20 protein-coding genes and 1 pseudogene are annotated in these 25,207 nt (G+C 57.8%); 9 read left to right on the plus strand and 12 right to left on the minus strand.

Translation table 11 applies throughout. The features are described from left to right. The first annotated feature begins 190 nt into the window (after positions 1-190). Positions 191-637, plus strand: a complete 447-nt coding sequence (locus ACEN9F_RS11010) for a carboxypeptidase-like regulatory domain-containing protein (protein ID WP_413420061.1) — start codon at positions 191-193, stop codon at positions 635-637. Between the two features lie 237 nt (positions 638-874). Here ACEN9F_RS11010 and ACEN9F_RS11015 read toward each other — a convergent pair whose 3' ends face one another. After that, positions 875-1,906: a YfdX family protein gene (locus ACEN9F_RS11015; RefSeq protein ID WP_413420062.1), complete on the minus strand. Its 1,032-nt coding sequence runs from the start codon at positions 1,904-1,906 to the stop codon at positions 875-877. Positions 1,907-2,061: 155 nt separating this feature from the next. Between ACEN9F_RS11015 and tnpB the strand changes: the two genes are divergently transcribed. Next, positions 2,062-2,331 (plus strand): IS66 family insertion sequence element accessory protein TnpB, encoded by a 270-nt coding sequence (gene tnpB / locus ACEN9F_RS11020; RefSeq protein WP_413420063.1) that lies wholly within the window; start codon positions 2,062-2,064, stop codon positions 2,329-2,331. A gap of 107 nt (positions 2,332-2,438) precedes the next feature. Further along, positions 2,439-4,001: an IS66 family transposase gene (gene tnpC, locus ACEN9F_RS11025; RefSeq protein WP_413420064.1), complete on the plus strand. Its 1,563-nt coding sequence runs from the start codon at positions 2,439-2,441 to the stop codon at positions 3,999-4,001. Between the two features lie 148 nt (positions 4,002-4,149). Here the strand turns inward: tnpC and ACEN9F_RS11030 are convergent, their stop codons facing one another. The 6 genes from ACEN9F_RS11030 to ACEN9F_RS11055 all read right to left on the minus strand — a co-directional run bounded on the left by ACEN9F_RS11030 (position 4,150) and on the right by ACEN9F_RS11055 (position 11,614). Then, positions 4,150-4,962 (minus strand): SOS response-associated peptidase family protein, encoded by an 813-nt coding sequence (locus ACEN9F_RS11030; RefSeq protein ID WP_413420065.1) that lies wholly within the window; start codon positions 4,960-4,962, stop codon positions 4,150-4,152. A 512-nt stretch (positions 4,963-5,474) separates the two neighbouring features. Next, positions 5,475-5,720, minus strand: coding sequence for a hypothetical protein (locus tag ACEN9F_RS11035; RefSeq protein WP_413420066.1), 246 nt, complete (start codon positions 5,718-5,720; stop codon positions 5,475-5,477). Between the two features lie 181 nt (positions 5,721-5,901). After that, a complete protein-coding gene (locus ACEN9F_RS11040; protein WP_413420067.1) occupies positions 5,902-9,075 on the minus strand; it encodes an error-prone DNA polymerase in 3,174 nt (1,057 codons plus the stop codon). Positions 9,076-9,078: 3 nt separating this feature from the next. After that, positions 9,079-10,551: a Y-family DNA polymerase gene (locus ACEN9F_RS11045; protein WP_413420068.1), complete on the minus strand. Its 1,473-nt coding sequence runs from the start codon at positions 10,549-10,551 to the stop codon at positions 9,079-9,081. Then, a complete protein-coding gene (gene imuA / locus ACEN9F_RS11050) occupies positions 10,484-11,230 on the minus strand; it encodes a translesion DNA synthesis-associated protein ImuA (RefSeq protein ID WP_413420069.1) in 747 nt (248 codons plus the stop codon). Before imuA ends, ACEN9F_RS11045 begins: the two co-directional genes overlap by 68 nt. Before the next feature lie 141 nt (positions 11,231-11,371). Then, positions 11,372-11,614 (minus strand): helix-turn-helix domain-containing protein, encoded by a 243-nt coding sequence (locus ACEN9F_RS11055; protein WP_413420070.1) that lies wholly within the window; start codon positions 11,612-11,614, stop codon positions 11,372-11,374. Between the two features lie 226 nt (positions 11,615-11,840). Between ACEN9F_RS11055 and ACEN9F_RS11060 the strand changes: the two genes are divergently transcribed. After that, positions 11,841-12,182, plus strand: a complete 342-nt coding sequence (locus ACEN9F_RS11060; protein WP_413420071.1) for a hypothetical protein — start codon at positions 11,841-11,843, stop codon at positions 12,180-12,182. A 112-nt stretch (positions 12,183-12,294) separates the two neighbouring features. Then, on the plus strand, positions 12,295-12,855 hold the full coding sequence (locus tag ACEN9F_RS11065; RefSeq protein ID WP_413420072.1) for a hypothetical protein: 561 nt from the start codon (positions 12,295-12,297) through the stop codon (positions 12,853-12,855). A 241-nt stretch (positions 12,856-13,096) separates the two neighbouring features. On the opposite strand, the gene ACEN9F_RS11070 is transcribed toward ACEN9F_RS11065, so the two are convergent. The 5 genes and pseudogenes from ACEN9F_RS11070 to ACEN9F_RS11090 form a co-directional block, all read right to left on the minus strand. Further along, the gene (locus tag ACEN9F_RS11070; RefSeq protein ID WP_413420073.1) at positions 13,097-15,688 is read right to left on the minus strand and encodes a DEAD/DEAH box helicase family protein; all 2,592 of its coding nucleotides are present in this window, start codon (positions 15,686-15,688) and stop codon (positions 13,097-13,099) included. 392 nt (positions 15,689-16,080) lie between these two features. Beyond that, a complete protein-coding gene (locus tag ACEN9F_RS11075) occupies positions 16,081-16,449 on the minus strand; it encodes a hypothetical protein (RefSeq protein WP_413420074.1) in 369 nt (122 codons plus the stop codon). 88 nt (positions 16,450-16,537) lie between these two features. Further along, a complete protein-coding gene (locus tag ACEN9F_RS11080) occupies positions 16,538-16,888 on the minus strand; it encodes a hypothetical protein (protein WP_413420075.1) in 351 nt (116 codons plus the stop codon). Positions 16,889-17,430: 542 nt separating this feature from the next. Further along, a pseudogene (locus ACEN9F_RS11085) lies at positions 17,431-18,546 on the minus strand (PHP domain-containing protein); the annotation flags it as partial. A 54-nt stretch (positions 18,547-18,600) separates the two neighbouring features. Further along, on the minus strand, positions 18,601-19,401 hold the full coding sequence (locus tag ACEN9F_RS11090) for an alpha/beta fold hydrolase (protein ID WP_413420076.1): 801 nt from the start codon (positions 19,399-19,401) through the stop codon (positions 18,601-18,603). 90 nt (positions 19,402-19,491) lie between these two features. Between ACEN9F_RS11090 and ACEN9F_RS11095 the strand changes: the two genes are divergently transcribed. From ACEN9F_RS11095 to ACEN9F_RS11110, 4 genes are all read left to right on the plus strand, one after another. Then, positions 19,492-20,316 carry a PhzF family phenazine biosynthesis protein gene (locus ACEN9F_RS11095; protein WP_413420077.1) on the plus strand — a complete coding sequence of 275 codons (825 nt, stop codon included), beginning with the start codon at positions 19,492-19,494 and terminating at the stop codon, positions 20,314-20,316. A 97-nt stretch (positions 20,317-20,413) separates the two neighbouring features. After that, positions 20,414-22,807 carry a TonB-dependent receptor plug domain-containing protein gene (locus tag ACEN9F_RS11100; RefSeq protein ID WP_413420078.1) on the plus strand — a complete coding sequence of 798 codons (2,394 nt, stop codon included), beginning with the start codon at positions 20,414-20,416 and terminating at the stop codon, positions 22,805-22,807. A 142-nt stretch (positions 22,808-22,949) separates the two neighbouring features. Next, entirely contained in the window at positions 22,950-23,414 is a 465-nt protein-coding gene (locus ACEN9F_RS11105; RefSeq protein WP_413420079.1) for a DUF2844 domain-containing protein, read from the plus strand. Positions 23,415-23,424: 10 nt separating this feature from the next. Beyond that, positions 23,425-25,143 carry a DUF3443 family protein gene (locus ACEN9F_RS11110; RefSeq protein ID WP_413420080.1) on the plus strand — a complete coding sequence of 573 codons (1,719 nt, stop codon included), beginning with the start codon at positions 23,425-23,427 and terminating at the stop codon, positions 25,141-25,143. The last annotated feature ends 64 nt before the right edge of the window (positions 25,144-25,207 follow it).

Raw genomic sequence — 25,207 nt, forward strand, 5'->3', positions numbered from 1 at the left:
CGTGCGAGATAGCCGCCCAGTTCAAGGCGCTCGACGAAGTGAGCCTGCCGGTCCAAGGTCGCTTGCCCGAAGCCGGAACCGAGTGCCCTACCGACTTGTCTAAATCAGGCGTAAAGGGAGACGTCAACACAGCATTGCCTGTAGCAATTGTCGGGCGCTCCCTTCACTTTCTCAATGAAAGGAGTTTGCCATGAAGTCAGTCATGCATCGCGCCGCCATCGCAGGCGCGCTCGGCTTGGCCGCGGCCGGCAGCGTCTCCGCCAGCGTGAGCTTGCCGCCGGTTCAAAACACGGGTCAGGTCGCCTACCTGAGCGGGGGCATAGGCCAGGACGAGGCTGCGGCGCTACAGGCCGAAAGCCGGCGCTGGCCGTTGACGCTCGAGTTTGCAGTTGCGAACAAACACCGTTCGGAATTTGCCGCCGATGTCGCTGTTAGCGTACGCGACGCCAAAGGGCGTGAAGTGCTCAACACGACCTCCGACGGTCCCTTCCTGCTGGCCAAGCTGAAGCCAGGCAGCTACACGGTCGAGGCCAGCCTGGCCGGCAAGACTATGCAAAGGCGTATCGTCGTCAGTGCACAACACCCGAACCGGGTATTGCTGCTGTGGCCGTCGAACGTCGATCGAGGCATTTCGTGATGGTCCCACTTTCCATCTACGCTTAAGGTTGTGTAGCGATAGCGAACGGAAGGAAGAAGCAGATCTGGCTGCAGGGGCACATGCAGGCAACTTCGTTCCCTGCGCAGTTCGGCCAAGCGGTCGATCAGCGGACGCAAGCCGCGCCGATGCACCCGATCCACTAGGGTAGCGTGAAGCGCGCCAACGACAAGCCTTGGCGCGCCGCTATCTGCTCGATCCGATACAGCGGAAAAATCGTCACCTGCCAGTCCATTGAGCGAGCTGTCGTTTGATCTTGTCGACCCAGCCTAGCCTGGATTTGCCTCCCGCCGATCTCTTCTCGATCTCGTCAATCTGTTGATACATCGGTTTGTAATCCTGCTTTGAACCATAGCCGAGCGTCTCCCCCATACGTATCTGCTCGCGGGCCCCTTGGATGCTCTGCGCAAGTTTATCGTCCTCTTCCTTGGTGCGCCCTTTTTTGTCGGCGAGTGCCTGGGCTGCCTTGATCTGCTCCTCCGCGCGGAGTTTGGGAAGCGGTACCACTTCGGTCGTAATGACTAAAGTGTTGAGCATGGTTTGCAGTGCCGCTTTCGCCTCGTCGACTTTTCCCGCATCAATCAACGGCGTAATGCTCTTGATTGCGGCAGGATAGGTCGCGAGCGGAATGTTCAGCGTCCGATATTCAATTTCGCTACCGAGGCCCTCGATCAATTGGCGCGCCTTTTGAATTTCACCGTCGCTGAGCAAATTGCGTGCTTCGTTCACGGCGGCCTTTACCGTGTCAATCTTGGCAAACAAATCATGGGTGATCACATCTGTACGCACGGGCGCCAGGGCGAGCTTCGGATTTCTTGCCAAGATCAACTCTAGCTTACCGGTCGCAACCGCGAGCGCATCGAGCGCTTCGCTGTTTTTCTTTTCATTCAATGCCCTCAAGGCCCGCTCCGTTTCCGCCACAGCCGATTGAGCCTCGGCGATCAGTTGTCCCTGTTTCTCCAACGACATTTCGGCTGTACGTTTGTCGATTTCCGGTTGGACTGACCGGTTCGCTTGACCTTGCGGCTCAGCCCTTGGCGGCAATGAACCAATCGCGCCACCGGAAGGTGAAAGCATGAGCCCGATCGAAAACAAAACAGCACACGAAATATTGCGGTTTAATGATTGTTGCATAGTGCCTCCATTTGCTTGGTTTTCCCTGCCGCATTCCGTACACAACGCCGCGCCTTCCATTGATGGCTTGTCAGCATTCGGCAGTGCAGCCAACACGGTAAGACAGCGGTTCTGCATTACCGTTCCGCGTTCTTGCCTACATGACCATCTTTACGAACGGCGCGCCGAGCTCCGAACCAAGGTGCGGCAGTTCTTAGCAACGGTTCGCATTCGGATCGACGGGCAGCCCAATGCGGCCATATTGGCGCAGGTGTTGGACCGGGTGCTGCGATATGATCGGCCTGCCCACCGGTACCCGTGTCTGGCTCGCCGCTGGCATCACCGACATGCGCTCCGGCTTCAATGGCCGGGCTGCAAAAGTGCAGACGGGGCTGGAGGAAGATCCGTTCAGCGGCCACGTGTTTGTGTTCCGAGGGCGACGCGGCGACCTCATCAAGTTACTGTGGTGGACCGGCGATGGCCTGTGTCTGTTGGCCAAGCGGCTTGAGCGCGGGCGCTTCATCTGGCCGCAAGCGACCAACGGCTCGGTGGCGCTGACGTAGGCGCAGCTGTCAATGCTGCTCGAAGGCATAGACTGGCGACGGCCAGAACGCACCTGGAAGCCGACGTCGGCCTTGTAAACGTCACAAGGCTCGCGTAAACTTGACGCATGCTCAGCCCAGCCGACCTGCCCAACGATATCGACACCTTGAAGGCATTGCTGTTAGCCAGCGAGCGCCTGCTGCAAGAGCGTGACGAGCAATTGGCCGGCATGGCCGAACAACTGAACACGCGCGCCGTCGAGATCGAGCACCTCAAGCTGCAGATCGCCAAATTGCGGCGCATGCAGTTCGGCCGCAAGTCGGAAAAGCTGGACGATCAAATCGAGCAGCTCGAGCTGCAACTGGAAGACCTGCAGGCCGACGAGGCCGAGGCGGCGCGCGAGATGCCGGCCGCTGACCAGGCGCCACGTAAGAAATCGGTGCGCAGGCTATTGCCCGAGCATCTGCCGCGTGACGAGAAGGTGTATGCGCCGACCGCCGATACTTGTCCGGCCTGTGGTGGTGGCCTGCGGCCGCTGGGCGAGGATGTGGCGGAGCAACTGGAGTTCGTGCCGGCCAGCTTCCGCGTGATCCGCCATGTGCGCCCCAAGCTGGCGTGCTCTTGCTGCGACGCCATCGTCCAGGCGCCGGCGCCGAGCCGGCCAATCGAGCGCGGCATCGCCGGCCCCTGTCTGCTGGCGCACATCCTGGTGGCCAAGTTCGCCGATCATCTGCCGCTGTACCGCCAGTCCGTCATCTACGCCCGCGAAGGTGTCGACCTGGATCGCGCGCTGCTGGCGAGCTGGGTCGGCGCGGCCAGCGCGCTGCTGCGGCCGTTGGTCGATGCCGTCCAACGCCATGTGCTGGCGGCGTCGAAGCTGCATGCCGACGACACCCCGATTCCGGTGCTGGCGCCCGGCAATGGCAAAACTAAGACGGCGCGTTTATGGACCTACGTGCGCGATGACCGGCCAGCTGGCGACACCACGCCGCCAGCCGTCTGGTTTGCCTACACGCCGGACCGCAAGGGCATCCATCCGCAAACGCACCTAGCCAAGTTCGAGGGCGTGCTGCAAGCCGATGCCTACGCCGGCTTCAACGCCTTGTTCGAGCACGGCACGATCCGCGAAGCGGCCTGCTGGGCACACGCGCGGCGCAAATTCCACGACCTGCACGCGGCGCGGCCAAGCCCGTTGACCACCGAGGCGCTGCGCCGCATCGCCGCACTTTATGTGATCGAGGCCGAGATCCGGGGCAAGCCTCCCGACGAACGAAGAGAGGTTCGACGAGCCCGCTCGCGCCCGCTGCTCGATGACCTGGAGCGCTGGTTGCGTAGCGCGCTCGATACCTTGTCTCGCAAGTCCGACACGGCGGCGGCGATCCTGTACGCGCTCAAACTCTGGCCGGCACTGCTGCGCTACTGCGACGACGGCGCCATCGAGATCGATAACTCGGCTGCCGAGCGCGCCTTGCGTGGTGTCGCCATCGGCCGCCGCAACTACCTCTTCGCCGGCGCCGACAGTGGTGGCGAACGCGCCACCGCGATCTATTCGTTGATCGGCACGGCCAAGCTGAACGGTGTCGACCCCGAAGCCTGGTTGCGTCACGTGCTGACGCATATCGCCGATCATCCCGTGAACCGGGTTGATGATTTCTTGCCTTGGAACTGCAACCTGCCAGCAGCCCTTTGAGATGACGCCGCTTCCCAGCGGGGTGATGCCATCATCGATTAATTTTCTACAGCACTCAAGACGGCGCTCAGCGGACGCTTACCAACGGAGTGCGGGAGCTGTCGATCATCCGACGCCGCGTGTCCGATCAAGTTTAACCTAGTGCATTTTAGGAATCGAATAGACTACCTTGATTTTTCCCTGATTGCACCACTGCCTCAGCTTGAGTATCTTCCTGGTCCATTTCGTCACGTTCAGATACTTTCGAAATTTTAGGCTTAGGGGCGGGATATGCGGTCAGTTCTTCCGGTCGGTAAAGCTCAACGAGCGCCCGCGAAAATTCCGGATTTTTGCTGGAGAGCCAATCGTCGTAGTGCTCAGGCCTAAGTATGGCGATGCCACGCTTTTCCTCCCCAGGTCGATGAAATCTTCGCAGCAAGGGATGCTCGTCAGAGTTCAATGTGAAGTGCGTGAAGCTGTTCGTTACTGTGCCATCTTCTTCTTGCCACGTCCGCCACATACCTGGCAACCCCATAGGTTCTTTGTTGGCAAGCGCCACTGCCCATCGTTCGTGAACACCCGTTTCCCAGTTCGGTTCGAATATGCTGTGGGCCGGCACAATGCAAAGCTGCTGCAGGAGCCAGAAGCGCTTGTAGGTGACTTTGCTCCCCACTTCTTCTGCGCGTGCGTTCATCGTTTCCAAAGAGATGCGCTTGAGCACGGGGATCTTCTTCCCCAAAGCCTTCGCCGTCTCAACCTTTGCGTCTTCCTCTTTTGTAAGTTTCTTGAATGGACGGTGCCGCTGTGGCACAAACCCATAGCTGCCGACCAAGCCTTTGCGCTGCCCCCGTTCGTCGTGAATGATGAACGGCGCTGTGTAATCGCGATAGATTTCATCCCGCCAGTCGTCGCTTACCTCAATCAGCGTACGGAACCAGTCGAAGCAAATCTGACGTGAGACGGTGATGTAATTGACGCACATGATTTCTCTCGCTTCCTTCGGTAAGATAAGTTGAGCGGATAGGCCGCAAATCCTTCCACACCAATCTGCTCATCATCTTACTTCGAACTTCTTGCGATTGTGCTGGCCAGGATGGCGATGGCGGTCACGAAATTGTCGAACTTCTTTTATCGTTGAATGATTGCCGTTGCCTTGTTATCGACGCCGGGATTCGCAAGCGCCAGTGCCAGCTCTTTTGCTGGAGGTGCTCATCAGCAAAGCAAGCCGCAAGTCCTAAACCGGGAATAATGGCGCTCCAAACTTTCTTGCAACGGCGCCTTTGGCTGTATGGTCGGTATTTTGCGTGTCTGCTAAGGCGTGAGCCAAGCAATTGTAACCCTGGGATGGTTGACCTGGGGGGCGGTGCTAGCCTTGTTGAGCAAATTGCTCGACGCGGTAAGCAATGGCGGAATCGCCACTAGTTCTGTGTTACGGGAGAAGTTTCGCGCGCGAAAGCCGTATTCGAAAAAAAAAAGCGGCCCCTGGCCGCATCCTCATGCTGACTTGTGCTTCCGGGCGCTGGAAAATTCGGGAATGTCGATGGAGGACGGTCCGAACGCGTCGTAGCGGGCGTTCCGGCTGATCGCTTTGCCACCCAGCGTGACGCGGATTCGGCCTTGGGAGGGCTTAACCTCACCGACAATCAGCGCCCCCATGGAAGCGACCTTGGCGCGGCGAGCGGCGGCCGCCAATTTATAGGAGCTGTCCGGGCTGGGGGAGGTTTTCTTCAAAGCGGCCATGGTTCAATCTCCGGCAAAGAGAGTGATTGATACAGGTAGTTTAGCAGAATCGCCCAACTGCGATTATCGGCGCTCAAGTCGAAGCGCATACGAACTCGCTTTCGGTAGCATATGCCGGCTCTGAGTACTCTGTGTAGTGACGAAAGTCAGGGAACACGTCGCTAATTTAGTACCTCTAGATTTAATGGAAATCGCGGCTGCGGGTGTCAAGCTCACCGAGTAGATGGCTTAGATCCACGAGCCGTTTTGCGACGAGATGCTTTACGTTGCTTTCACACTGCCAAACTCCGTACACGCCCAAGAGCTGCGCACCCATCACCTCCTTGCGGAACTGCTCAACCAACGTTGGCCAGCAAATTACGTTCACAGTCCCGGCTTCGTCTTCCAGAGTAATGAACACAACGCCTTTTGCAGTGCCTGGCCGCTGACGTACCGTGACAATGCCGCAGCCACGTGCAAGTTGCCCATCGGCGAAACCAGCCAAAACGTCAGACGGGATGAACCTCATTTTTGACAAACGCTCACGAAGGAAGCTTATTGGGTGGCTGCCGAGCGTAAGGCCGACATAACGGTAGTCGGCGGCCACGTTCTCAGCCTCCGTGGGACTCTCTAACTCAACCAAATCTTCCAAAATTTCTGCAGGCCGCAGCAAGCCCTTATCAGGAACACTAGCTTTGGCTTGCCACATCGCTTGGCGACGATTACCCGATAAAGATTCAAGCGCATTCGCACTGGCAAGCGCATTCATATCGCCTGCGTCAAGATTGGCGCGAGCCGCCATGTCGGTCGTGTTTTCGAATGGACGGATTGAACGAGCTTCTTCAATACGCCAAGCGGCCTCCTGTTCAAATCCCTTGACGTTACTGAGGCCAAGTCGAACTGCTGGCTGTGTCCCATACAGCGGTGGCTCGAGCGATGCGTCCCAGTTGCTGATGCAGGCATCAACCGGACGCACTTCGACACCATGACGCTGCGCGTCTTGAACGAGGGCAGAACGCGAGTAAAAGCCCATCGGCTGGGAGTTAAGAAGTGCGGCCAAAAACGCGGCTGGTTCGTGGAACTTGAGCCAACTCGATGCGTACGCCAGTAAGGCAAAGCTGCTCGCGTGGCTTTCTGGGAATCCGTATTCAGCAAAGCCTTTGATTTGCGAGATAATTGAGTTCGCAAATTCAATGGTATAGCCGCGCTCAGTCATCCCAGATAGAAGGTCTGCTTCAAACTGTTCCAGAGTACCTTTGCGCTGCCAGGCTGCCATGGCCCGCCTCAACGCATCCGCTTTACCTGCTGAAAATCCGGCCGCGACCATCGCGATCGACATAACCTGCTCCTGAAAAATCGGCACGCCCAACGTGCGTTCAAGAACCGATTGAATTTCAGGTCCAGGATATGTCACTGGCTCAAGTCCTTGACGACGTCGAATGTATGACTGAAGCATTCCGCCTTGAATAGGCCCTGGTCGAATAATCGCAATCTCAATTACTAAGTCGAAAAATGTGCGCGGCTGTATTCGAGGCAGAGTAGCCATCTGCGCTCGGCTCTCGATTTGAAAGACACCCACGGTGTCCGCTTCGCAAATCATTTGATATGTAGCAGGATCTTCCGCAGGGATGTCACCCATCTCGAACCTAGAGCCGCGCTGCTGTGAAACAAGCTCCAGTGTGCGACGGAGGCACGACAACATCCCAAGGGCTAGCAGGTCAATCTTCATAAGACCTACTGCATCGATGTCGTTTTTGTCCCATTGCACGATGCTTCTATCCTCCATGCTCGCGTTTTCAATGGGTACAAGCCGGGAGAGTTTTGTGTGTGAAATTACGAATCCACCTGGGTGCTGAGATAGGTGACGCGGCGCGTTTAGTAACGCATCGGCGAGGTCTGACCATTTTTCTACAATTGATGATTCACTTGAAAATCCGCAGTCGAGCAAACGCTTTTGAAGGTCCGTACTCCCACTCCAACTGCTGGCGGCCTTCGCCACTGCATCCACGACAGCCAAGTCAACTCCGAGGGATTTCCCAACATCGCGTAGCACCGATTTAGGGCGATACGAAATCACGACTGCAGTTAGAGCTGCGCGCATTCTTCCGTATTTTTTGTAGACATATTGGAGGACCTCTTCTCGCCGTTGATGCTCAAAATCGATGTCGATGTCCGGAGGCTCGTTTCGCTCCTTTGACATAAACCGTTCAAATAAAAGGGTTCCGCGCGAAGGGTCTACTTCTGTAACAGCCAGACAGTAGCAGACCGCTGAATTCGCAGCAGAGCCTCGTCCCTGGCAAAGGATTTGCTGTGACCTGGCAAATCGTACGATATCAAAAACAGTGAGAAAATATGGCTCGTATCGCAACTCGGCAATGATGCTGAGTTCATGTTCCAGCTGTGCCTGTACATTTTCAGGAATGCCTTGGGGGTAACGCCAATGCGCCCCGATGTACGACTCCTTGCGCAGATATGAAGTTGGAGTTTCACCGTCGGGTACAAGCTCGTGCGGGTATTCGTACCTGAGCTCATCAAGCGAAAAATTGCATAGCTGAGCTAGACGCACGGACTCATCGAGAGCTTCGCGTGGGTACAGATTGCCAAGACGTAGTCGTGAACGCAAATGCTGTTCGGCGTTTGGTGGGAGCCGGTATCCGCATTGAGCGACAGGGATGTTATGCCGAATTGCCGTGATCGTGTCATGCAGGGGCTTATACGAACGGACGTGCATCATTACGTCACCTGTTGCTACGATAGGTAAGCTGAATTCGTCCGAGATATCTTGGACAAGCCGGCGATGCGCCGAGTCTTTGTTCCTGTGGTGAAGGGTAAGTGCGATACGAGCGCGGCCAGGTGCACACTGAACAAGCCAAGCGGCTTGGCGCTCTAGCTCTTGGAGCGTGGCACAATATTGAGGCAACAAAACAAACTGACAATCCGGCAGACCCCGAAGGTGAACAAGGTCGCCCACTGGCGTGGCGATATCGCGGGGCCTTATGAGATAGGTACCCTTTTCGCTACGCATACGCCCGACCGTAATTAGCTCGCTGAGATTCCCATATCCATTGCGATTTGTCGCTAGAATAAGTAACTGAAAGGGGGGGCTTCCATCTTCAGGTGTCACCCTCATCTGGCTACCAATGACCAGGTGAAGTCCTAATTCTTTTGCTGCCAAGTGGGCGCGTACTACCCCGGCCAGTGAGCACTCGTCTGTAATTGCGAGTGCGCTATACCCGAGCTGGTGAGCACGTTCAACCAACAGATCAGGCGCTGATGCTCCGGTCAAAAAAGAGAAGTAGCTTGAGCATTGGAGCTCCGCATAAGCAGGTAGATCCGCCGTTGCAGGCCTCAATGGCGTTGATGGAAGCGTATGCATACGTCACGCGAACAGGCCGTGAAGAAACCACCGCGCATCTTCTTTTATACGCTCAAAATAAATCCAATAACAAGTCGCATCGGCTCCTTGTGCAACAACGTAATCCCTCGCTGCTGTCTGGTCATCCCACCAACCGGCCTCCAGCCTCTCAGGGCTACTGATAAACTTCAGTGGGCTACCGCCGTAAAAAGGTCGGTCATCTCGCATCAGTAATTTGATTGGTTTTGATAGTAACCAAAACGGACGGCCATCTAAAATTTCCATATCTGCCTTGGGGCGCTTGGTGTTCGCAGGCACCCAAGTATTACAAACTTCGGGACGATAATCATCCACATATGCCGGTACCAAAATTCCCTCAGGCCCCAATCGTGCAGTCAGCAATTCCAGCAGACGGGCATAGTCTTGAGGCGAACCGCCGGGTTCTGGGAAAAGCGAGTCGTTTTGCGGCAGCATAGCTTCAATTTTCACCGCGTCGAGCCGCAATGCGATTACCGGGCGCTCCAGCTCCACTTTACCCAATCGTTCTTTCAGCAGCCGCACCAGATGCGCCTCATGCCAAACGGGTTCTGCAAGCGCAATTTCGATTTCTGTCGGCGGTACCGCTGCACGGCCACGTTCGTGCTCCAGGTATAACGTGAGCACCCTTACGGATTGTTGTAACGAGACGAGCCATCCGACAAGCTGAAGAATAAGTCGGGTCGCACCATGCAGAAGCGCATCAGCATGCTCCACGCGGTCAAACGTCTCGACCCGGGCCGAAAAATGCAAAGGAGGCTTTATCCATTCGTGCATTTCAGGTTCATCACCGTATGCCCGGTCCAGTGCGACCAATAACCCTTTGTTGGTACGACGCAGAAGCCCCGCTCGCGGTAACCGCCGCAACGCACCAAGGCGCCTTGCGCCAACGTCATTTAGCCAATCATGAAAAGGGGCTGTCTCTGGCAAAAGACCGCAAGGCAGTAGGTTAAGTCGCTTATGCATCGAGGCCATCGACAAGACCCGACGGCGAAGTGGCAGGCCTTTCATGCGAGAGCTGTGGGCGAATAGCCATGCACCTTCGGAAGTAGGTGCAGTCCCCACATGCGACGTGAAACCTAAGGCCTTGATAGTGTTCATCACGCGGAGGCTCAGGGCATGTGCCCCCTTAAATAATCTCAGACTCGCGCTTATATCGAGGAGCACGGAGAAGTCCGCCTGGAAGGTAATGTCGGGTGTGAACTGCATCAAGGAAGTCGTGATAGCCTCAAGGGCCAAGTCTTCCTGGTTTCGTGCGCGCTCAAGAATTACGGTTTCCGGTGCGACTGCCGCTACGCCGCCGCTATGCATGCCATGTCGAACTCCGGCGCACGCAGCCTCGTGTGACAACGTCAAGACTATGCCTCTGTCAACAACAGCGTACGGGCCACGTTCAGACCAACATGGACGCAGGGCTTCCAATGGCAGCAGTGGCAGGTACACGCTTAACATGAGTTTCATGGTCTGTATCCAGCATTTGGCGACCAGCGGGCATATCCGCAAGCGGTAAAAAAATGGGGTTCTCGCAATGAGGACCACGGCGTTTGATGATGTCTACGGAAACCCCGCCAAGAGCGGGGCGGAGTGCCATGCGAAGTGGTGATGGTGAGGCGTCTGCCGATGCGGCAAGCGGGCGCATTAACCAGATCCAGGTGTCTGTCGTTTGTGCGGCCAAGTTCAATCGCCTAAGCGCCTCTGGGCGGACATTTGACTGCCATAGCACTACAGCCCCGCAACTACCATTCTTGAGAATTTGTTCGGCTGACCACAGTGCATCGGCGGAACGATTTGGCCGGAGCCAGAGCAAATTACGATCGTTCACATGCCAGGCACGACATGCCATGGCATGCGGTAGATATGGCGGCTGGATAAGCGCAACCCGCTGATGACGGGATAGCGATGCAAGGACGGGTTTTAGCAATTGCATCTCACCGATACCGTGCTGTTGAACCAGAAGCTCTACAAGGGTCGACCTGGGCCATCCGCCGTTGGGCAGTTCAATATCAAGCATCGCATGGCCGGTACTGCATGTTGTCGACCGCGATATCGCTAGTTCGCTCGCACGCCATACATCCCGCAGCGAAAGCTGTCCTGGTTGTTCTGCTACGGATGGTGGGATGGTGAGGGGCGCGGTTAACATGCTATGTCCAAGAATTCAACCAAAATACTGTATGCATAAACAGTATAGACGTTGCTCCTAGAAGCGCGCAAGAGGGATTTTAATTTCCATGAGGGAATTATTTTGATGCCGGACGCCGCTAACAGCTATGTGGATAGCGTTCTAGGGCTGCAAAAGCTGATATGCATCGACACCGAACGCGGTCGCAATCCTTTCGAGATTGTCCAGGGAAATATTTCTCGCTTGGCGCTCAACGTGGGCAATAAATGTGCGGTGCAAACCACTCTCAAAGCCTAGCATCTCTTGTGACCATGCTTTTTCCTCTCGCAACTTCACAACGTTCGCAGCCAATATTGCGCGTGCAGACGGTTTTTTGGACATTGAGGACGGTTGAGTGGTTGGCATTTCACTCAGTTTTGCAAAATGCTGCTTTTAAGTCAGCCGTGTTTAAGTCACAATGGCGCATTCTCCACAGCCGGTCCTCGTTTCCGAAAAAATACTTGGAAGGGCGGGTTCGTTTTACGTTGCCTAAGGTTTTTTGAATATGTTTAAGCGTTATTTAGTTGCTCATGAAGACTCAATTTCTATGTGGGAGCCAGCATTCGTTACGTCTACGTCACCCACAGAGGCCGTGAACGAATACTTGCGGCAGGTTTATTCCAAAGACAGCACATTCCGTGAGCACGTGCGTGACTTATGCCATGTAGATGGGTTCACCGGTGGGCTTGTTTACTCCTCTTTTGAGGAGCAAATGGCACTCGAGAATGGGGTACGCAACGAGTCGCCAGAGCTGGTTTTCCAGCGCCTTAAGGACTTCTTCTCCCAGGCCCCCGAGCTAGGGGAGATCTTTTTGAACTACCACGATACAGAAGATGCAGATGTTCTCAGCGATGCCGTCTATGAATATATCGCTGTAAGGGATCCCGATGGATTTATTGCTATTGAAGAGGACAAGATCCTTGCACTGGCCTAGAGATTCTTCCTGACGTTAACTGCAATTCTAGTCTGGTCTATTGCCTCGAAGTGGGTATTATTAGGGCAATTACATAACGGCAGAAATGCCGTTTTAGCTGCCCGTTCAATCCATGAGAAACTTCCCCCTGAGTGCGCGTCAGTTAGCCGATCAATTGCTGTTTCCTGGCCCGTTCGATCGTGGGTTGGCTTCCGGCGTGTTTGTTCAAGTGCGCTCCAACGACGAGTCAGCTCAATTTTTTGAGGATCTGGCTCCAATGCTCGAGGCCGGCGGGATGTTTGCGGTAGTGATCGATGCTGGACATCTCATGGAGGAAGAAGGGATACAGCACCTAGCTCGATTGATTCAAGCACGATGCGGGATCGAGTATGCCACTGCCCGCGGGGTGGACGAATTGACGCTGGCAGATACCCTCGCGGACGTCATGCGCCACCAGTCTCGTACTATCGCCCTGCTCATTGGCGGTGCACAAAGATTGCCTGCGGAGCCCGGCGAGCGCGTTATGAAAGCCCTAAAGGCGGCTAGGGATTGTGTAAATCTCGAACCAGCTTCAGCGGGAAGATTGTTGCTGGTGGCAACTTGGGTTCTTCCGGCAAACCCAAGCCACTATGTTGAGAATTCTGGCAGAGCCTTTTATGGTGCAACAGCCGTCAGTTTAGCGCGTCGCAGATAGGCTGCTGGGCCACAATTCAGAGCTAACGCCGGCAATATGCAGGGCTAAGCAAGCCTTGCAACCAGAGCGTGACGCAGCCTTGATTCATTATAGCGACAGGGCTTGCAATACGTTTCCATCCGCTACAGCTAGCGCTTGGCCGAAGCCGGAGTTGAGCCCTCTGTTGGCAATACAGGTACTGCCTTACCCGGAGATTTGTTCGCTGGCAGGACCTGATCTCATACAGAACTCTTTTCAAGAATTACTCAGGTGTCATATAGTCTGCCAGCGAGCGAAGATTCGCTGCTTCAATAATCGATGACAAGTCTAATCCATTGTCCTGAATGGCTGAAACAGCACGAGCTTGCCAAAGCAAATCACCTGCTTCGGAAAAATCTCGACGTAAATCTCGAATTGTGCGAAGTGCTTTGTCAGCCCAGTCGACGAATGCCTGATAATCCCAGTACCGGACGTCGCCCACATGGGCTAAAGCAGCCCTGCGGATTCTTCGTGCTGGCGAAACCAAGATTGTCGTGATAGCGCATCCCTTTGCTTCTTGGACATTTGCGGTCATCCAATTTGGATGAGACGCTGCTTGGCGCGCCTTCTCCACAGACAATGTGCCCTCATGGGTAGTGTTGACGTAGTCCTCAAAAACTACACACTGTTCACCCGATATCCACCAAGGATCTGGAGAGCCTTCACGCTCCACCTTGTGTGCTACGAAGCCCAGGAGGTCTCCGAGAGATTTTTGTGCACTTTCAAAGGTTTCTGGCTTTCGCAATCCGTCCATGATGGATGCTTCGAGGTTTGCAAACTCGCGATCTTGTGTTGTGCCGAGGCGAGTCAAGTTCGCAGCTAGTCTTTCTACCTGCGTCAATATTGCGGTGCGGGCTTCAATCTTTGGAGACCAATCGATCAGCCGCTGCTGGCGTGCAAATTTTGCGAGCCAACTGATGTCAGGTGCCGCTTGGTGTGCCTCAACGAAATGTGCACGGGCTTTAGCTGACATTGTAGCGTTTCCTTCGATGGACGCTAAGTGAGCTGCAGAGCCAGCCAGGTAATGCCAGAGCGCTTGATAGCCGCGCAGCTCTCGGCTAGTGAACACCCCAAGTACGCGCTCAGCTGCTTCAACTGCCGATTCGTAATCTTTACGCCACATATACATTTGATAGTCTACTTCAAAGCTCGCGCCCTGTTGTAGCTCGCGGACCGCAGGCATCTGCTCCTGAATGAGCCGCGACCGCTCATCAACTATCTGATTGTTTACTTGTTCCCAGTCCTTTTCATTCTCTAAAAAGATCTCGAAATTATCATAAATATTGGCTGCGTCAGTCTGAAGTGATTGGCGAACGCCGAAGTTGATTTCGGCCTGCAATTCGGGATGCAAGTAGCGCCGACGTCGTAGGTCTGTAAGATAGTCTGGGAGTTCTTCACCTGTTATCACAATGGCAGAAAAGTCCTCAAGCGATCTAGTGCACCGCCCAATTGCTTGAACTACACGAGTTTGAATACGTTCGTTATAAAGAGTATTTGCTCCCATGCGTGACATCAAAAAACGCTCTTGAGAATTCATCGCTTTCGGAAGGCCATCAATGAACAGCAAGCGGCAATCATCGCCGGCAAAATCTACACCATCATAGCGATTTGCGATGACCGCAACAGCGTTCGGTTGACTTACGAACTTCATCTTCGAGTCCTCAATGTCACGAGCGCTAAAAACAGGTACTCCCATTGTTTTGGTTATATCTTCCGCTGTTTTGTTTGCGGCAGTCTCTGATGGGACTAAAACCACACTGCGTCCACCGCGCTTCATCAGGCGTGTACGAAGCGCAGGAATATCATCCTGTTTTAAAGACATCTCGGGGAAGATAAAGAACCTTCGCCCAACCCCTTGAGTATCCCAACCGGCAGGTGCCGGGATGCGGTAAATTTCCTTTCTGCCAGTTAGACGCTCTAAGTCACCTCCTGCGCCCAGCGTGGCTGACATAAAGATTCGCTGTCGTGCGCCTATAAAGGACGCATGTGAAAAGGTCGGCGGGAGCAGCGGGCGAATCAATATCTCGTTGGAAGAGATGTACATCTGACACGCGAGCAGGTGAGATCGAATGACTGACCACGGGTATGCAAGTTTAGTATTAGCGGTATGGGCGTCAAAAACTTCGATGAGCTCGTCCGCAATTTCAGCGAGAGTCGGCGTCGGAACTTTGTCGACCCAAGTTCGGTCGACGATGTCGTCCCATACTCCACGAAGACGGGTTAGGTCCGTCCCTGAAAGATGCGGCTCAAGTACGTTCGTCAATGCGCGATGAAGTGCTGCATGCTCTTCGCTGGCCCGCGGAACGACTATTGTCCATTGCTTTGCGATGTAGTTTTCACTTACATGTGCATCATCCACGAGGATGATATCGGCGTCGTCAAAAAACGGATTAGTGTTAAACAGCGCGCTGTAAGTTGTGACCGCAATTCTGTTCGCCAGTTGGTAATCTGTTTTATCTGCTGGAGAATAATCTTTAATTTGACCGATGAACTTTGCGACAGAAAGGCCGTATTTGTCGTGGGCCTCCGCCGCCACTTGGTTTACGAGCTGTATTGTTGGGCACAAATAAACGATACGCTCTCGGAATTTTCGGCGGCGCCATTCTGCAATGAGAAGCCCCACCAGTGTCTTTCCGCTACCGGTTGGTAACTGCAGCGCGACGTCCGGTTGATCAACCGCCTCTGCTGCGTATTTACGCATAATCTCAGCTTGATGCGGAAGGACATCCGGTAGCCGGCGGCGAGTCAAATCGCGAAACAGGCGATCTGGACTCTCTGGAACAATGGTTTCGATCTGGGGGGTCTTGAACGCCACGCCTGTTCTCCTAATTGGAATTTTGTTGATTTATCAGATCGTGTCTGAGCTGGACTATTGCGGTGATCGGCGATCTTCTCCCGCGTATGCTTGTCGTAGTCATGGGTGATCTTGTTGCCATGACCATGTTCCTACGGCTGCGTAACGATGACGATATGCTCTGCGCGGTCGGAGATGCGCGCTTGCATCCCAAGTGAGGATCGTGCTGCTAGGAATGCATAGGAAGAAAGGGGCGATTCGAAGTGGAAGGCCAACTCGCGATCTGCTTCCGACTCGACCTCGCAATGCAGAAATCCCGGCGCTTGTTCCAATTGATTAGCTCGACGGGCCAACGTATAAATATCAATGTTCATATGATTGCTGTATTTTAGAAATTATTTATATCGTTTTCATCAGTCAAAGCCGAGGTCCGCAGCGGGGATCTTAAACTTATGATCTTCCCAGTCTCCTTTCGCAAATTTTGTTCGTACTCTTGCATTTATTGTGTTCGGTGCGCGTACGTACTCGCCGTCGAAAGTGATCTGACCATCGGCCATCATGTCAGTGGCAATCGTCATGCCTCGTCGAATGCCACGTTCATACCAGTTTAGGGCCTTCTTGCGAAGCTCCTTTGGAATTTCCTCAAGGAGTGCATCAAAATCGTTGTTGGGCTTCGTTGTATGTTGTACGGTTTTACCAAGTGCTGCTGCGAGGCCTTTGACTGCATTTCGTTTTGCAGCTGATGCGGACCCGCCAGGTGTCTTTTCCTTGATTGGCTTCATATTTTCGCTCCTTACGTTACAGCTTTGACATGGTATTCAATACATCATTGGCATGACTGACGTGCTAGAGAATCGAGAAAGCTGATGTTTAGCGGGATACTTGACGGTTGAATGCGCGGTCCAAAATCGAGCTCGCCTCATCGATTGTATTTCCTAGGTCCACAACGCTCTGGCTTTCTTGTAAGCGCATCTCGAACTCTCCAAGCTCGTTCAGGAGCTCGTCATTTCCACCCACATGGTGAAGAGTGTGCTGTACACCGTTGAGAGTGCGAAGAACGTGGTCCTTTGTGGTTTGAAAGCCGGTTTGGCTACCGGAAACGGTGGCTTGGGCCCAGCTAGTGAGCGGATGATGACGCACTTCGATTTTGTTCTCGAATATGAGGTTGTAGGAGCCCTGCACGAAGCCCTCGATGATCAACCCGTGGTTTCTTTCGCTCATAAGTATTCCTCTACGTGAAATGGGACGATGGGGCCGAGTTTATGCGGCGGACGAGTCCTGCTGTCTTTCGTCATTAACGATGAAATCAGGCAATACTGATCTCCTCACAGTAATGATATACGTGTCATAGCTAAACTGTAAACTTTCAATTGTCACCAATTGTCACTCCCGTTGAAAAGCGGATAATTTTGGAGTGATTATGGTGGTTTGCTAGGGAGGCAAGGATATGCTTCCGAAATCTTGCAACGGCAACGTTATGGTTCCAGTCTGCAAATAAATGCGGGCGAACTGTTGGAACCTGCTTAGAAGTTGGGCTGCGAACTGAAGGCCCGTCGGCAAACTTATGCTTCCGACCCGGCAAGATTATGGGTTTAGGCACACCTGACGTGAACTCGCGCAGGATGCCGACAAATTTGGCGAGCGCTAAGTATGCTAAAAGTATGGAATTCCATACTTCTCGACGAAGCACCGCAGCAATCTCCGCGCTATGCCAACGACGCACTCACACGAGGAAGTATCGCGTTTTGTAGGGGGAGAGCTCTGCAATAGCAGGCCACCGAGTTGGCGGCCGACCCCCTGCCCTGACACAAGATTTCCTGCGCGCGCGCGAAGCGCACGATGTCATACACCGTCAGGAAATACGGTTCGTATTCCAGCTCCGCGATCAGTTCCAATTCCTTCTCGATCTGCCCGCGCACCTTGTCCGACACGCCGGCCGGCCAGCGCCGCTGCGCGCCCGCATAGACTTCCTGCCGCAGATAACTGGTGGGCGTATGGCCGGGCGGCACCAGCTCATGCGGATATTCGTAACACAGCTGCTCAAGATTAAACGAGCATTGCTGCAGGATGCACAGCGTCTCCAGCAGCGCCTGCGGCGGATACAGGTTCGCCAGCCGCACGCGCGGCCGCAGATGCTGCTCCGCGTTCTGCGACAGCGAATAGCCGCACTCGCTGACCGGCTTGCCGATCCGCACGGCCGTCAAGGTATCGTGCAAGGGCTTGCGCGAGCGCACATGCATGCAGACATGTCCGACCGCCACCACCTGCATATGATGCTGCAATGCCACCTCGTCGATGCTGAGCCGGTGCGCTTCGTCGAAGGCGCGCTGCAGCAGGTTCAGCCCCATCCACACGCGGCCGGGAAAGGTCGCCGCCATCCACGCCGCTTGCGCATGCAGGCGATCGACGTCTCCCGGCTGGTGCGCCGGATAATGCGGCAGCAAAATCAGCAGGCAGTCCGGCAAACCTTGCAGATGGGCGAATGCGGGCGGCGGCGCGGCCAGGTCGGCCGGCGTCAGCAGATAACTGCCCTTGGCGACGCGGTTGCGGGCGATGGTGATCAGCTCGCACAGATTGCCGTAGCCCTCGCGGTTCTTGGCCAGCGCGATCAGCGACAACGCGGGGCTGCCGTCGGGATTGGTCAGGTGAAAGTGGCTGCCGATAATCAGCGGCAAGCCCGCCTTCTTGGCGACGGCGTGAGCACGCACTACGCCGGCCAGCGAGCACTCATCGGTGAGGGCCAGCCCGGCATAATCCAGCTGCACGGCGCGCGTGACCAGTTCCTCGGCGTGGGATGCGCCTTGCAGGAAGGAGAAGTTGGACAGGCAGAACAGCTCGGCATAGGCCGGCAGTCCCTGCGACGATGGTGGTGGGCTCATGATGAATACTGTGTTTATATACAGTATATTACACCCACTCCCTCGCCAGGTGGGCTATTTGTGCTGCGCGGCGATCATTTCCTTAATCGCCTCCACGACCACCTCCGGCGACGCGCTTTGCATCTGGTGATCCGAATCGACCACCACCGTCTTGGCGCGTGGATACAAACCACGCACGAAGGCGATGGTCTGCGGGTCGCTATTGACGACGCCCAGGTCCACTGGAATCGCGGTCGCCCCCTTCGGCTGGTTGATCAGCCGTATCATCGGTTTGTCGTCGATGTCGCCTTGGGCCAGCACCTGCTCCCCGGTCTCGTGAATACTGCCGATTTCCTTGCGTACCATGCCGGAGAAGAACAAGCGCTCGCCGATGCGGGTCAGCCATGGGAAATCCTCATGCTTCTTGATGACGCGGGGATACAGCGCGTCGACCAGCACGATGCCGCCCACTTCGTCCGGATAGCGCTTGGCGAACAGCTGCATGTACAGCCCGCCCATCGAATGCCCCACCAGGATATACGGCGGCGCCAGGCCTTCGCTGCGCAGGTTGCGCCGCAACTGCTCGACGATGGTCAGGCCGTCGCGCGGCGCTTCGGTCTCCTGGCTCTTGCCGTAGCCGGGACGGTTATAGGCAAACACGGAAGCGCGCGGACCGATGGCGTCGATGACCTGATCCCACTTATCCACGGTGGCGCGCGAACCGTTTTCAAACACGACCGTGGCCTCGGCCGCGGGCTGCTTCACCGTCACCAGCTCGACCATATGGCCGTCGATCAGCTTGGTGGTGGCCAAGGCCGCCAGCGCCGGTCCCGCAAGCAGCAGTCCGGCCATCAACAACGCGCTACGCAGTATCATGATGCTCTTTCTTAACGAAAATAGCATTCTTGCATCCCCTGCAAGCCACCGGTGCGCGGATGCGATGAAATGCATATTCACGGGCTCAGAATGCGAGAAACCAGCATCCAGGAATGGTTGTGCTTTGGCGTGACAGCGGGCGGCGGCAATGCCGCCCTCGTCGTGCAAGACGACGACACCGGCGCCGACCAGCGCCAGCAATTCGCCCGCGAGCGCAACAAGGCGGCCTGCGTGTTTGTCGATGCGGCGCCGGACGGCGGCATCGTGCTGGACTACTTCTACCCGCACACGCGCAGCCCGCTGTGCCTGCACGCCACGCTGGCGGCGGCGCGGGTGCTGCTGTCGGCGCAACGGCCGACGCTGGCGGTCCGTACCGCCATGCGCGGCCAGCAACTCACGCTGACGCTGACCGGCGACGAAGTCTTCATCCGCCTGGCGCCGCAAACGCCGCCGGACGTGGCGATCGCGCCCGATCTGCCCGCGCGCCTGCTGGCCGCCCCGGCTCTCCGGCTGGCCTCGCCGCCGGCCATCGCCTCGGTCGGCAGCCCCAAGCTGCTGCTGGAGATGGCCGACAGCGCCGCGCTGCACGCGCTCGCCCCCGACCTGCCCGCCATCGCCGACTGGAGCGGGCAAAACGGCGTCAGCGGCTGCTACGCCTGGTGCCGCCGTCCCGACGGCGCCTTCGAAGGCCGCAACTTCAACCACCTCGATCCGGCGCTGGAAGACAACGCCACCGGCGTCGCGGCCGGCGCCCTCACCGTCCACCTGCACACCGGCCTGACGCTCTACCAGGGCGCCCACCTGGGCCAGCCGTGCCGGATCGTCACCCGCATTGCCGCCGACGAAAGTATTTTAATCAGTGGGAAAACCGCATCCGTAGCACTACGTAGCGGCCAGCCCACTCTGGCGCGCTAAAACAACAGTAAATAATGTTTAAAGGGAAAATTGATACAAAAACACGTATTGATATGAGTTATTTGAATAGAATCAAATTTTTCATGGGAGACGACACGTGTTCGCAACTACAACCTTACGTAAAGCCGTCTTACTCAGCCTCTACGGCGCCACCGCGCTGACGCTGACTCCTTCCGTCCAAGCCCAATCGGCGCCGGAAGCCTCGCCTATCCAATCGGTCAGCGTGGTCGGCTCGCGCCGCGCCACCACCTCCGCCACCGACACCGTGGTGCCGGTCGATATCATCCCGATGAGCAAGTCCAGCGAACAAGGCGGCCAGTTCGACCTGGCGCAGACGCTGACCTACATTTCGCCATCGTTCAACTCGACCCGCCAGAGCGGCTCCGACGGCGCCGACCTGGTCGATTCCGCCGCGCTGCGCGGCCTCGGCTCCGACCAGACCCTGGTGCTGGTGAACGGCAAGCGCCGCCACACCACCGCGCTGGTCAACCTGTTCGGCGCGCGCAACCGCGGCAACACCGGCACCGACATGAACGCCATCCCGATGCTGGCCATCAAGGACGTGCAGGTGCTGCGCGACGGCGCCGCCGCCCAGTACGGCTCCGACGCGATCGCCGGCGTGATGGACATCGGCCTGAAGAAAAGCAAGGGCTGCGAAGCCATCGCCGGCTACAGCCAGTACGGCGAGGGCGACGGCAAGAACTACCTGACCTCGGCCTACTGCGGCGTCGACATCGGCAACGGCGGCGTGCTCGGCATCACCGGCGAGTACCTGAACCGCGGCCGCTCGAACCGCGCCGAAGCGGACAACCCGCGCATCATCGGCGACAGCAAGACCGAGAACCAGACCCTGTACCTGAACGGCGAACTGCCGACCGTGGGCCAGGGCAAGCTGTACTTCACCGCCGGCGCGCAGAAGCGCCAAGCCTCCAGCGCCGCCTTCGCGCGCGGCGGCGTCGGCTCCGACGACATCCCGAGCCGCAACTCGGCCGCCATGTACCCGGACGGCTTCGTGCCGTTCATCGACGCCCGGATCGACGACCGCTACGCCACGCTCGGCCACCGCACCCGGATCGGCGAATGGAACGCCGACCTGTCGCAGACCTATGGCTACAACAAGATGATCTATGACATCCGCCATACGATCAACGCCTCGATCGCCAACAAGGACCTGCTGGCCGGCGGCAAGGGCGTCAGCGCCGACCACTTCAACGCGGGCGGCTTCTCGTTCGAACAGCTGACCACCAACCTCGACTTCAGCCGCTTCTACGACGGCATCATGGGCGGCGGCCTGAACGTCGCCTTCGGCGGCGAGTACCGCCACGAGAACTTCAAGATCTTCGCCGGCGAAGCGGGCTCGTACATCGACGCCGACGGCGTCGGCTTCGGCGGCAACGCCGGCAGCCAGGGCTTCCCGGGCTTCCAGCCGGGCGACCGCGTCGACGCCAACCGTCACAGCACCGCCGCCTACCTCGACCTGGAGCTGGACGTGACGCCGACCATCAAGGCCCAGGCCGCCGTGCGCTACGAAAAATACAGCGACTTCGGCTCGACCAGCACCGGCAAGCTGGCCGGCAGCTGGCGCGTGGCGCCTGAAGTGCTGCTGCGCGGCTCGGCCAGCACCGGCTTCCGCGCGCCGTCGCTGCAGCAGGTCTACCTGTCGTCGACCTTCACCGACTTCATCGGCGGCGTGCCGACCGAGGTGGTGCTGGCGCCGAACGGCGGCGTGGTCGCCAACGCGGCCGGCATTCCGAAGCTGAAGGAAGAAAAGTCGACCAGCTACACGCTGGGCACGACCTGGACGCCGAACCAGGCCGTCTCCGTCACCGCCGACCTGTACCAGATCAAGATCAAGGACCGCATCGTGCTGTCGGGCCGCTTCAACGCCGACACCTATCCCGACCTGGCCGAGCGCCTGGCCGCGCTGGGCGTGGGCGAAGCGCAGTTCTTCGTCAACTCGGTCGACACCAAGACCAAGGGCCTGGACCTGACCGCCTCGCACAAGACCACCATCGGCGCCAACAAGCTGACCACCTTCCTGGCGCTCAACGTCAGCAAGACCGAAGTGACCGACATCCATGCGCCGGCTTCGCTGAAGGGCTTCGAGGACGTGTTGCTGTCGGAGAAGGAGCGCCTGTACATCGAGCAAGGCGCGCCGCGCTCGAAGGTGACGCTGGGCTTCAACTACGTGACCGGCCCCTGGGAAAGCGACCTGAAGATCATTCACTTCGGCCCGCAGACCCTGGGCACCTTCGACGGCACGGCCAACGGCGTGCCCAACCAGCGCTACGAGTCCAAGACCTCGGCCGACTTGAGCTTCACCTACAACATCAACAAGAACATGAAGTTCAGCTTTGGCGGCAACAACATCTTCAACGCCAAGCCGACCTCGCAGGATGCGGATCAAACCGACAACGGCTTCAAGTATGAGAGCGTGCAGTTCGGTCTGAACGGCGCGTCCTACTTCGGCCGCTTCTACGTCAAGTTCTAAGCGGATCGCTTCCGAAGACGGCGCCCGCACCCTGTGCCGGCGCCGTTTTTTTACGTGTAACGTTTGCTTACATCTCGCTAACTCCATCCAACCCGCAGCCGGCCTACACTTCATTGTCTTTATTTCCGGCAATGGAGCCTCTATGCGCCGCGCACTCGTACTCATGTTGTTCCTATCCCTGCTGCAAGGCGCGCTGGCGTATGCCGCGCTGGGCGGGGCCCCTTCCGATTTCGGCGGCACGCCCGTCAAGCAGGCGGCGCGCAGCCTGGCCGCGGCCGGCAGCGACAGCACCGCCGCTGTCTACACCGTCAGCCAAAGCACGCTCGACAGCGGCACCATCGTGCGCGAATACAGCGACGCCGCCGGCGTGGTGTTCGCCGTCAGCTGGAGCGGCCCGACGCTACCGGACCTGCGCACGCTGCTGGGCGACAAGTTCACCGCCATGACCGCCGCCGCCGGCAAGCGTCCCAAGGCCGGCCATTCGCAGCTGGCGGTCGAGCAGTCCGACGTGGTGATCGTCTCCAACGGCCACATGCGCTCGTTTGCCGGACATGCCTGGCTCCCCAGCGCGCTGCCGGCCGGCTTCGACACCAACACCATAGAATAAGGACGGCCACATGAAACACATCAATCTGGCAGCCGCCCTGACCTGCCTCGCCCTGGCCTTGAGCGCTTGCGGCGGCGGCAGCTCGTCCTCCACCGCCACCACCGCCGCCACCATGGAAGCGGCCTCCGCAGCCGCCACGCCGGTGGTCAGCATCAGCGCCACGCCGACCGCCACCACGGTCGGCCAGGTGATCACGCTGACCTGGAGCGTCAGCAATCCCAGCACCACCTCTTGCACCGCGTCCGGCGCATGGAGCGGCACGCTGGCCACCAGCGGCACGCAAACCGTCACCGCGGGCGCGGCCGGCACCTCCTTCTATACGCTCACCTGCGGCGCCGTCAGCAACACCACCAGCGTGGTGGTCAGCACCCCGCCGCCGTCGCCGACCGCCAGCCTGACGCTGGCGCCGGCCAATATCAACACCGCGCAGACCACGGTGCTGAGCTGGTCCTCGGCCAACGCCACCGGCTGCACCGCCAGCGGCGCCTGGAGCGGCGCCAAGGCCAGCTCCGGCTCGGTCACCATCACACCCACCGCCGCCGGCAACTTCACCTACAGCCTGGCCTGCACCGGCGAAGGCGGCACGGCCAACGCCAGCGCCGCGCTCAGCGTCACGGCGGCGCTCAGCAACAGCGCCGCCATCATCGTCGACAGCGGCCCGACCGGCGTCAGCGGCGTGATCAACGTGCCGTATGTGAGCGTGACCGTGTGCCGTCCCGGCACCAGCACCTGCCAGACCATCGACCACGTGCTGGTCGACACCGGCTCCTACGGCCTGCGCCTGCTGGCCAGCACGCTCAGCGCGACGCTGGCGCTGCCGACCGTCAAGACCGCCTCCGGCGCCGACGCCGGCGAATGCGGCAAGTTCATCAGCGGCTACACCTGGGGCGGCGTGCGCCAGGCCGACGTCAAGATGGCCGACGAAGTGGCCTCCGGCATTTCGATCCAGGTGATCGCCGACACCGGCAGCAGCTACACGGTCACGCCGTCGACCTGCAGCAGCGCCGGCGCCAACCTCGGCACGCTGTCGGCGATCGGCGCCAAGGGCATCCTCGGCGTCGGCATGTTCAAGCAGGATTGCGGCACGGCCTGCGCCAACGCCGCCATCAGCGGCGTCTACTACGCCTGCGCCAGCGGCAGTTGCAGCGCCAGCGCCATGCCGCTGGCCTCGCAGATCAGCAATCCGGTGGCCTCGTTCGCCGTCAACAACAACGGCTTGCTGATGACCCTGCCGGCCGTGGGCACGGCCGGGCTGACCTCGGTCAGCGGCACGCTGATCTTCGGCGTCAACACGCAGAGCAACAACACCATCGGCTCGGAAACCATCTTCAAGGCCAACAGCGGCGGCGATTTCAGCACCACCTACAAGGGCAAGACCTACAGCGCCAGCTTCATCGACAGCGGCTCGAACGGCTACTTCTTCACCGACAGCACGATACGCGCCTGCTCCGGCGGCGACTTCTACTGCCCGGCCTCGACCTTGGCGCTGACGGCGACCAATACCGCGTCGGACGGCAGCGCCACCGGCACGGTCAACTTCAACCTGGTCAACATGGTGAGCCTGGCATCGACCATCACGGCGGCGCAGGTCGGCGGCACGGTGGGCAGCACCACGTCGTCGAGCAATTATTTCGACTGGGGCCTGCCCTTCTTCTACGGCCGCCGCGTGTTCGTGGTCATGGAAGGCAACACCGTGGCCGGCAAGAGCGGACCGTACTGGGCTTATTAGTTGACGGATGTCACGGCCGTGTCATGTTGTTTGGTTAAAGTCGCAACCTTGAATTTTCCACTTC

The organism is Duganella sp. CT11-25, from assembly GCF_047302815.1.
GTDB lineage: Bacteria > Pseudomonadota > Gammaproteobacteria > Burkholderiales > Burkholderiaceae_D > Rugamonas.

Excerpts from the sequence above, each read along its gene's own strand:
- ACEN9F_RS11010 (WP_413420061.1), top strand. The coding sequence starts at position 191 with ATGAAGTCAGTCATGCATCGCGCCGCCATCGCAGGCGCGCTCGGCTTG.
- ACEN9F_RS11015 (WP_413420062.1), bottom strand. The coding sequence starts at position 1,906 with ATGCAGAACCGCTGTCTTACCGTGTTGGCTGCACTGCCGAATGCTGAC.
- tnpB (WP_413420063.1), top strand. The coding sequence starts at position 2,062 with ATGATCGGCCTGCCCACCGGTACCCGTGTCTGGCTCGCCGCTGGCATC.
- tnpC (WP_413420064.1), top strand. The coding sequence starts at position 2,439 with ATGCTCAGCCCAGCCGACCTGCCCAACGATATCGACACCTTGAAGGCA.
- ACEN9F_RS11030 (WP_413420065.1), bottom strand. The coding sequence starts at position 4,962 with ATGTGCGTCAATTACATCACCGTCTCACGTCAGATTTGCTTCGACTGG.
- ACEN9F_RS11035 (WP_413420066.1), bottom strand. The coding sequence starts at position 5,720 with ATGGCCGCTTTGAAGAAAACCTCCCCCAGCCCGGACAGCTCCTATAAA.
- ACEN9F_RS11040 (WP_413420067.1), bottom strand. The coding sequence starts at position 9,075 with ATGCATACGCTTCCATCAACGCCATTGAGGCCTGCAACGGCGGATCTA.
- ACEN9F_RS11045 (WP_413420068.1), bottom strand. The coding sequence starts at position 10,551 with ATGAAACTCATGTTAAGCGTGTACCTGCCACTGCTGCCATTGGAAGCC.
- imuA (WP_413420069.1), bottom strand. The coding sequence starts at position 11,230 with ATGTTAACCGCGCCCCTCACCATCCCACCATCCGTAGCAGAACAACCA.
- ACEN9F_RS11055 (WP_413420070.1), bottom strand. The coding sequence starts at position 11,614 with ATGCCAACCACTCAACCGTCCTCAATGTCCAAAAAACCGTCTGCACGC.
- ACEN9F_RS11065 (WP_413420072.1), top strand. The coding sequence starts at position 12,295 with ATGAGAAACTTCCCCCTGAGTGCGCGTCAGTTAGCCGATCAATTGCTG.
- ACEN9F_RS11075 (WP_413420074.1), bottom strand. The coding sequence starts at position 16,449 with ATGAAGCCAATCAAGGAAAAGACACCTGGCGGGTCCGCATCAGCTGCA.
- ACEN9F_RS11080 (WP_413420075.1), bottom strand. The coding sequence starts at position 16,888 with ATGAGCGAAAGAAACCACGGGTTGATCATCGAGGGCTTCGTGCAGGGC.
- ACEN9F_RS11090 (WP_413420076.1), bottom strand. The coding sequence starts at position 19,401 with ATGATACTGCGTAGCGCGTTGTTGATGGCCGGACTGCTGCTTGCGGGA.
- ACEN9F_RS11095 (WP_413420077.1), top strand. The coding sequence starts at position 19,492 with ATGCGAGAAACCAGCATCCAGGAATGGTTGTGCTTTGGCGTGACAGCG.
- ACEN9F_RS11105 (WP_413420079.1), top strand. The coding sequence starts at position 22,950 with ATGCGCCGCGCACTCGTACTCATGTTGTTCCTATCCCTGCTGCAAGGC.
- ACEN9F_RS11110 (WP_413420080.1), top strand. The coding sequence starts at position 23,425 with ATGAAACACATCAATCTGGCAGCCGCCCTGACCTGCCTCGCCCTGGCC.